General features: G+C 63.4%; 2 protein-coding genes. Both read right to left on the reverse strand.

Going from position 1 to position 8,341, the window contains the following annotated elements:
• Positions 1-4,032, reverse strand: a 4,032-nt coding sequence (locus GH815_RS18335) for an ATP-binding protein (protein WP_170290395.1), incomplete at its 3' end; no start/stop codon positions are given.
• A gap of 138 nt (positions 4,033-4,170) precedes the next feature.
• Positions 4,171-7,692 (reverse strand): hypothetical protein, encoded by a 3,522-nt coding sequence (locus tag GH815_RS18340; protein WP_153750174.1) that lies wholly within the window; start codon positions 7,690-7,692, stop codon positions 4,171-4,173.
• Positions 7,693-8,341: the final 649 nt, after the last annotated feature.

The raw sequence follows: 8,341 nt of genomic DNA on the forward strand, positions 1-8,341 counted from the left end.
TCTCGCGGTGACCGGATACTTCGGAACAGCTGACCGGATGTCGTCGGAATGCCCGACCGGATGCTCCGGAATGCGCACCCGGGCCACGGCCGCGGCGCGGTTCTGCTCAAAGATTGCCTGAATGGCATCGTCCTCGCCGAATGGGCGCCACCTCCATATGCAGCCGGAGAGGGCGGCGCGCATGGCCGCTTTGAGGACACGCCGGTCCAATGTGACGATCGCCTCACGTCCCGCAGCGAAGGCAAGCCTTGCGTCGTCCTTGTGGCGAGAAGCCAGGCTGACGAGCGCGTCGCGATCTTCGACTTTTCCGGCCCGTCGCCACAGATGGATCATCGCGAGAATTGCGATGGCGGGACGGTTATAATTCAGCGTCTCGTGCGACATCGCGCGCTCGGCTTTCGCAATATCCAGAGTCCGATCGACTACCGTACGCACCCAGGATTCATGCTCCGCCAAGAGCGCGTCGTCCCCGTCCCGCGCCACGAGCAGCGCCGTTGTGGCGAGTTGCGTGCGCAGGTCGTGTAGGACGTCATTGTTGGTCCCGTTGGGCAACGCGCCGGCGGCGCGGATTACCGCGTCTCGCGCCGTCTGCGGTGTGGCGTGATCGCCCCCGTTAAGTGCCAGACGGATGCGTGCGTCGAGGTCCATCTCCACACGGGCGGCAGTGTTCTGTTCCTCCATTCGCGCGACGTGGGCGGCCTCCTCGGGTGGGGCCCGGTACCCGATGCGGCCATCCCCCAGTTCCACCCAGTTCTCCGCAGTGAGGACGTTGAGGGCGTGAGGGCCCATGAATGCGGCGTCGCCGAAGTTCGCATTCTCGGAATAAGGCCCGATTCGCGCCACGGCATCCGCAAGGCGTTTGCGTAAGGTGCGGCCGACATGGTCATCCGCAACGTATCCGTACAAGGCGCTCTCGAGGGTCGCCCGGCGGGATGGCCGCTTCGCAAGGTCAGCAAGCGTGATGCGTCCTTTGGGCTCGTTGTGGTCCTGAAGAAATCGTCCGAGCCCGAACTGCTCGTGTCCGCCACGTCCCCGCTCGACCGCGAGCAACGCGGGGTCCGTGAGGAACGGCATCAGGGCGTCTCGCGTCCGCGGCCAATGGGACAGGAGAAGGTCGACGGCGACAAGAAGGAACGCCGCGCAGGAGCCGGACGATCCCAACACGTCGCGCAAGACGTTTTCGACGGCATCTCCGGCGTCAAGACGTTCGTGCCCCCATGCTTCGAGCGCCTTCAGAGCCGAGCCGACGGCGTAGCTCCGGGATTGATCGCGCGACCAAAGATAGGTGTAGCGCCACGGGAAGAACCGTGGCCCTTCGTCAAACACGATGGTGAATCCGTTCTCCGACGACGGCTCCTCCCCCTCGGTGGCGAACGCAACCGCCGTCTCCACGAGGTGGTGGACGAGGGGTAGGCCGACGGCCGGGGCAGCGGTCAGCAGATCGAGAAACGGCGGCTGAGCTGGCGAAGCGGGGAGGAAGTCGGCATCGGCGTGGCTGAAAGCTTCAGCGAGAGGATCGCTACCGTACTTTCGGTCGTGCTCGGGTCGCCGAAGGTTCGTCTTGACGAGTGACGCAAGTTCTTCTGGTGCCACGGGGGCTAGGGCGCTGCTCGACTTGAGTATCTCGCGAGTCTTGAACGGGTCCCCCTCTTGGGTGACCTCGCGCAGGTAGGTCTTCGCCTCGTCCGGCGCGTGCTGCGCGAGTAGTAAGGCGGCAGTGCGGAGATCTTCGATAAAAAAACGCCGGCCACGCCCGTTCTGCGATGCTGTGTTCGGCTTCATCGGGACAGTCACCGAGCGATCCCGTAGATCGAGTTGCAACAACCAGTCAAATAGCATCGCCGCCACCGGGTGCGCGAAAGACGGGATGGCGTGGAAGAACAGGGCTTCAGTTCCGACGAGATCGACGATGGGGGCAATCGAGGCGAGGGGGATCTCCTCTTGGTGACGGCACGCCCAACGGAGGACAGAAAGGCCACGGCCGCCCCGCCCAATGCGAAGGGACTGGGGAACCTCGAACGGAACATGGGGTCCGATCACCTCGCGCGCAGCGACAGTTTCGAGCGCTTGGATCGCGATGATCAACTCCCCGAGCAGCGCGCATTCATCCGCAAGGAGGATAGGGGTTGCCAGTTCGAGGAGCTGCGGCGCTGCCTCCGATCGCACGATCGCTAGTAGCGCCGACCGTCGCCATCCGCCAATCGCCTCCGGTTTTTCCAGTTGCTTGAGAAGGTCCGTCCAACTCTCTACGCCCTGGCGACCTTCCAGCAGGAAACGCGCGGCGAACTCGACGCCGCGCTGGACGCGTGGAGATGGCGGTCGCGTGAGATTGATCTCCGAGATCCGTTTGAGGTCTTCCGAAAGCCATGCACCAATCGCCCAATCCCGAAGAACGTCATGCTGGAAGTCGAAGCGGTCCCTCCGAACCTCTCGAAGCGTTCGCCGCCCGAGGAGGTGGGCACGAGCCTGTCCATCCTCTGCGAGCTCGACGTCGCGCTCACCCGCAAGCGCAGACTTCGCGAGAGCTGCCAAGATGCGTTGCCCCGCACGGACTGCCGGTACCGGCGCGTCGTCCGCGCGGTCCCACCAATGCTTGGCCAACCCCGCCTCTGTCCTGATCCTGGCGGCATTGTCTAGCCTGGAGAGGCGGGACAGGCGATGGAGGTTTCGCGCGATCGGGGCTGCCGGTGCTCCCGCCGTAAGGATGGGACGGAGGTGAGGGGCTGCCGCTGTCAGGGCCTCTGCTTCCACGTCGGTCAGGTCATCGACCGTGACCGTCCGGGGCGGACCGAACGTCGTCCTCAGATCGTCAGCCAACCAGTCCGTTGCTTGGGTTTCCGAGTCCGCACGGGCTGAGGCGATGAGTCGAAATCCATCAATCCGGCCGGCCTCACGCAGGACTTCGTTGATCGTCCGCTGCTGTGCCGGGTCGGTGATCATGTCGATGCCGTCGATGCAGATCAGTCCACCGCCGCTGGCGGCGATGTCCGCGAGAAACGACTTCGCTGGGCCCTCAATGCCAAACCGCCCCGCGAAGGCGATCCATCCGCCGACCGGAGTGGTGTCGGCGTCGAGGACGAGCAGCGTGGACTCGCGCCCTGCGCGTTCCGCAATCGCACGCAGGACTCCGGACTTACCGACCCCGGGCCCTCCGGTGAGGAGCACGAAGCGCGAAGCATCGAGGGCCTCACCCGTCGCCTCGATTGCCGCATGGCGCGGAAGATGCACGCCTGCGACCGTCGTCCCGATGTTCTCCAGCGTCTGCCGGGCTGTTTCCCGAAGAACTGCGCGAGCCGCGCGGTGGTCCCGGTCGCCGGATAGCCGAAATCCGCGACGTTGAAGCTCGGTTCGTAGGGCATCTCTGTCGAGCGCGCCGCCCGTCCGACCGACGGAAATCGCCAATTCGATCAGGGCGCTCCAAAGGCCCTCGGCTCGCGGGACATCCTCGTGCGCGAGGATGAGCCGTGCAAGCATTAGCGCATGCGTGCGCGAGAGCGGGCTGGTCGACTCGAAGTCGAACTCCAATATCTGGAACCGACGCAAGCGCCGCCAGATCGCTTCATCGTCGTCAGAAACACCGTAAGCGACGAGATGATTCCGAAAGGTCGTTGTGAACTGGCGCATCTGATCGTTGGCGACGCCCGCCGCATCCAGACGGGCGAAGAAGTCGGATCCATTCTCGGCACCGCGTGCCCAAAGCAATACATCCTGATACGCCCCCGAAATTGCGCGGCTGGTGCGTTGGGAGGCAACCGCCAAGTGGTGGCACTCCTCAAGGATGTGGTCCTGCCTGCTGAGGGCGACCTGCCGGGCCACGTCCTCGAAGGTGTCGTCCTTCGGCGCAAAGGTAACATCGCGCTTAGACTGGATCTCGAGCAGGCAACGACCGTCGGGGCCGATCCCTTCGAGGATGATGTCGTCGAGTGCGAAGCCGCAATCTGCCCCTTGGAACCGGATCCGTTCCAGGCGGGCACCGGGCAGGCCTCGTGCTTCCGTCCCCGCGATTAGTGCCAGCGCGTAGAACGCGCCCAACTCTCCCTCGATGTAGGTGCCTGCCCCGCCGCGGGAGGCGGGGCTAGATCCTCGCCCATCCCGAATATCACTCATGGCCGCGCTTCAAACCGTCTTGTCCGGGTCGAGGGCTCGACCTCTCCTTCGAAAGTGGCATGACTAGTCTGTAACGACCTCACGACCCATCCTATCCTTTTCACCTGCGCCCCTGGCATCGACAATGCGATCACCAACACCTTCAAGATCGAGCATGAGGAGCGAAAGCACAAGAACACCGCGCCGCTCGGCGAACGCATCGACACCATCCCCGTCGAGGAGTGGCACGTCGGACATCATTGCGCGTCCATCGATCGCCAAGTCATCTAGGAAACGGCCAAGGCCCTCAATCAGATCCGCCATCTCGGCAACCGAATTAAGCAATTGCGAGCGGGATCGAACTAAAGCCCTCTCTGCCTCCGCCATCGCTTCACGTTCTGCCCGCGGTAGGTGTTCAGCGCTTCGACCTGCGCGGCGTGCGTTTCCGAGAACTGTCGCGCCCCAGAGAGCCTCTGTGAAGAGGTCGACCAGAGGCGTGGCTGCGAAGGCCTCCCCGGCTTCCGCAATTGTCTGTCTGAGGCCCTCGCTCGGATTCGTTGGAAGCGGATCGGCGTATCCTGCAACCCCGAGACTTCCAGCGACTCCCACAGGCAGGTGCGGGAGGACCGTGAGCCGGACCGTCGCGGGCAGACGGTCGCGGAGCGTCTGGTAGACTGCCAGAGTCTGGTCCGCCGCCCCCAGGACATCGTCCGCATCAAATATTGCGATCACCTCTTCGGCAGGACCGGGGACATCGGTCGATTCAGGCGGGCGCACGATCAAGCTACCGGAGTAGCCGGCGGCTTGGAAAGTTTGCTGTAGGCAGTCAGCGAAACGGACTGTTTCCGTCTCAAGGCGTGCAGTTGCGAGCCGCGCTGCCATGTTAACGGCGTTGCCTCGACGAGCAGCTTTCACCTGCTTTCTCGGCTCTCTGAGTCTCTCCCCACGGGCGCCGTGGTCCCAAGCAATCATCTTGAGGTTACGCAGTAGGTCCGCGAGCCTGTCCAGATCCCTCCGATCCGGTTCCGGAATGAGGGTCCAGACGACGTTGTCGCGAACCGCGATGAGCTTCTCTGCAAGTTCCCCGGCCTTCGCGGCGAGAGCATTGGCCCCTTCGGGAAGAGCGATGAACCGTCTCACGAGGTCTGCCGAGATTTGGAAGAGGACGTCTCGAGCGTCTTCGTAAGGATCAGCCTCCCCCTTGGGCTTGTCGAATGCCGGATAGGGGCTGAAGAGCGCGCGCGCACCTTCGTGGCAGGCGCCGAGTTCCTCTAGGTCGGCCTCGGCCGGAAGCTTGCCGCGAACTAAGCGATCCCAGAGACGATCGGACACCGGCCGGAGGCGGGCCGCGAGCGACAGGACGTCCGAGAGGAAGGCGGTCCGGTTGTTGACGTCCCCGCCATTCGGCACGGCCCTGACAAGTCTGCGGTTCCAATTCGTGCGCGACTTCGAATGGTGGTTGGAGCGCGGCATGCGCTTGGCGGCAACATCCATGCCCCTGATGGCCAAGCGAATGCCGTCGGCGTCGACTGCCTCGACGTCGGTACGCTCGACCTCCGGAAAAAGGGCGAACAGCGCATCGCAAATCGCGACCACTGCGGCATGAGGATCCTCGCCCAGACCATCCGCGAGGTGGATCACCTCACATACCGCCACGGTGAGCCCGTCTCTCTCCTCGATTCTCGGCAAGGTCGTAAACGGAACCTCGTCCCGAACCCTTTGAAGGTTGCGCGTCCGTCCCACCCCGTCCGCCCAAGCTTGGGCGATGGAGCGATCCACCTCCTGGATCGCTTCGCACAGGCGGATCCGCTGGAGGAAGGACATGTCTTTAGTCAACGGAGAAATGGCGTGGAGACGGCTTCTAATGGCTTCGGGAACCGGCGATATTCCGACCATGGCCTCAAGCATGGCGGACATGTCGTCAGGGTCCTCGGCAGACAAGAGTTGGTCGAGGGTGCCGTCCGGAAGCCCTTCGAGAAGACGACGTCGGCAGAACGACAGCCACCTCCCAGCGAGGCGGCCATATGCGTCCGCGCTGAGCCTCAGGCGATCCGAAAACTTCGATGCAGGAAGGTCGGCCCCAGTGAGAGCGAACATCATAGCCAAATGCCGAAATCCGGGTTCGATTGCCGCTCCGGCGCCCGTTTCCAGCCAGGCGGAGCCGAGACGCGCAGCGTCCACGTCCCCCAAGCCATCGAGAATCGCCTTGAAAACTGCAGGCGTGGTCTCGGCGACGATGCGCGAAATACATGCGTCCATGAGTGCATCCGTCTCCGGTTCGCCGGTCATCCGGTCTCGGAGGAGCAACGGCAGGTCCTTCGGGACGATGCAGGCAACGCACGCCGACAGGGTCTCAAGATGAGATATCGATCCGTCGGCATGAAGCTCGTCGAAGAGTACCTGGGATCTCAATTGATGCAGCGGCGCGATCAGACCATCATCCTCTTGCCTGACGACATGTTCCTCGATCAGCCGACGCAGCGCCCGGGATGTGTCGCCGGCGGTCACCCCGAGTTGGGCGCGCAGGTGCGATGGAGTCAGCCTTGCCCCGCTCGCACCTGCGCAAGAGGCGATACGCAGAATATCGGTTTCGTGGTCACGCCCCTCATCGGCGATGCGTATCCCGACCTGATCGTGGAGAACCGATCGGAGCCGGGTCTGAGACGAGAGGAGGTGGGCATACTCCATGAGCAACCCGCGCGACTGCTCCCATGGCTCAGCCCACCCCTGCCAATCTGTCTGCCGTTCTTCGGAGAGTTTTCGCCAAAGCGCCTCCGCCAACTCGTCGTTCGGCAGGGGTCGAACCAGTTGAACGGAAGCAAGCGTTCCGATCTGCCCTAAGTCTTCCTCGCGGCAGGACCCTAGCAGAACCAGGCCTGGCATCCGATCTGCGAGCTCGGATGCCCGTGCCCAGGCACCTGACAGCCTTCGCCCGGCATCATCGAGGATCAGGCCCACCGGCCGTTCCGCAGCCACGCGCAGGGCGCGCAGGTACCTTGCGAGCTGCGGCAGGTCATCTTGCCCGAGGTCATAAAGCCGGTACCACCGGACCGCATCCCGGCTTGCCGCCGCAGCCTGCCACATGATGGCGGATTTGCCGGCGCCCGAAGGCCCGCAGATCAAGGCCCGTCCTCGCTGTTCGACCCCGAGCCGGACGGCGGCTTCCTCCTGGGGCCGAGACACCGTGAGACCGGCTGCGACATGGCCGGGTTGAACGTCTACCCCGAGGTAGAATGCGTCGTCGAAGCGTGGAGTGAGGAAGTCCACCGCGTCGAGCAGCCCTTCGCGACGAGCTTCCTCTATTTCATTCCGATCGATGAGGTCGGCCGCTTCCGAAACGATACGCGAGACCTCCGCTCCCGTAAGTCCTTTCCTGTCTGGCATAGGAATCGGTCCGTTCTCGCTCGCGCACTCTGCGAGCCGGTAGCGCAACTCCGCGAACGCGATCCTCGCCGCTGCTGGATAGCATCCGAGTTCCACTTCAATCCGTTGCACCGCGTCTTCCATCGGGCTCGGCATAACATCGATTAAGATGCCGTCGCATTCTCCAACGGGCCCGTTTCCGCATTCCAAAGGAGGGCCGTTTCGCTCCAGGATCAGGCGCACGGATGCAACGCCTTTTGCCCGACCGCGTGATCGTAGGTCGTCGACGTGACTACGGAGCTCGGATGCCGTGAAGGGACCACGCGTGTCGCGCCTACTCTTCACCGACATGAGGAACCGACCGGCCGTCCGTCGAACTTCGATATCGTCACCGCCTTCTGGAACGACTATACCTGCCTCGCCCGAAAGCCAAAGCTCGACGGCCAGCGCGGCTGCGACAGCGTCTTGGTACCGGAATCCGCGCCCAGCATCGGAACCGGTCCGATCTTTTCTTTCGATCCTTGTCGTCATGCGAAGCAAGATCGTGTTTACGAAGCGCCTTGTCCACTAGCGGATGCATATGCTGGCGCAGAAGCCGAGGAAGGCTGCGGTGACTGTCGTGACGGGGGCTGTCCAGATTCCTCGGAGTGCCGCTCCGCAGCGATTCTGCGCTCCAACAAAGTCCGATATAGGCGGGATTCGACTGTGCGACGATCATCCTTTTGGTCGGGAGGCGAAGTTCCATGTCAACGCCATGTCAACGAGCGTACGTCATTTTTCGACGTACAGTGGCGGAAAATGGAGGCCAATGTCAGCCCGCGATATTCACCGGCCGGCTGACATTGGAGCCAAGGTGCTGCTTTCGGGCGGGTCGAGGGCGTCCTGAGGGCCC

Origin of the sequence: Rhodovulum strictum (assembly GCF_009649175.1) — a bacterium.
GTDB classification, from domain to species: Bacteria; Pseudomonadota; Alphaproteobacteria; order Rhodobacterales; family Rhodobacteraceae; genus Rhodovulum; species Rhodovulum strictum.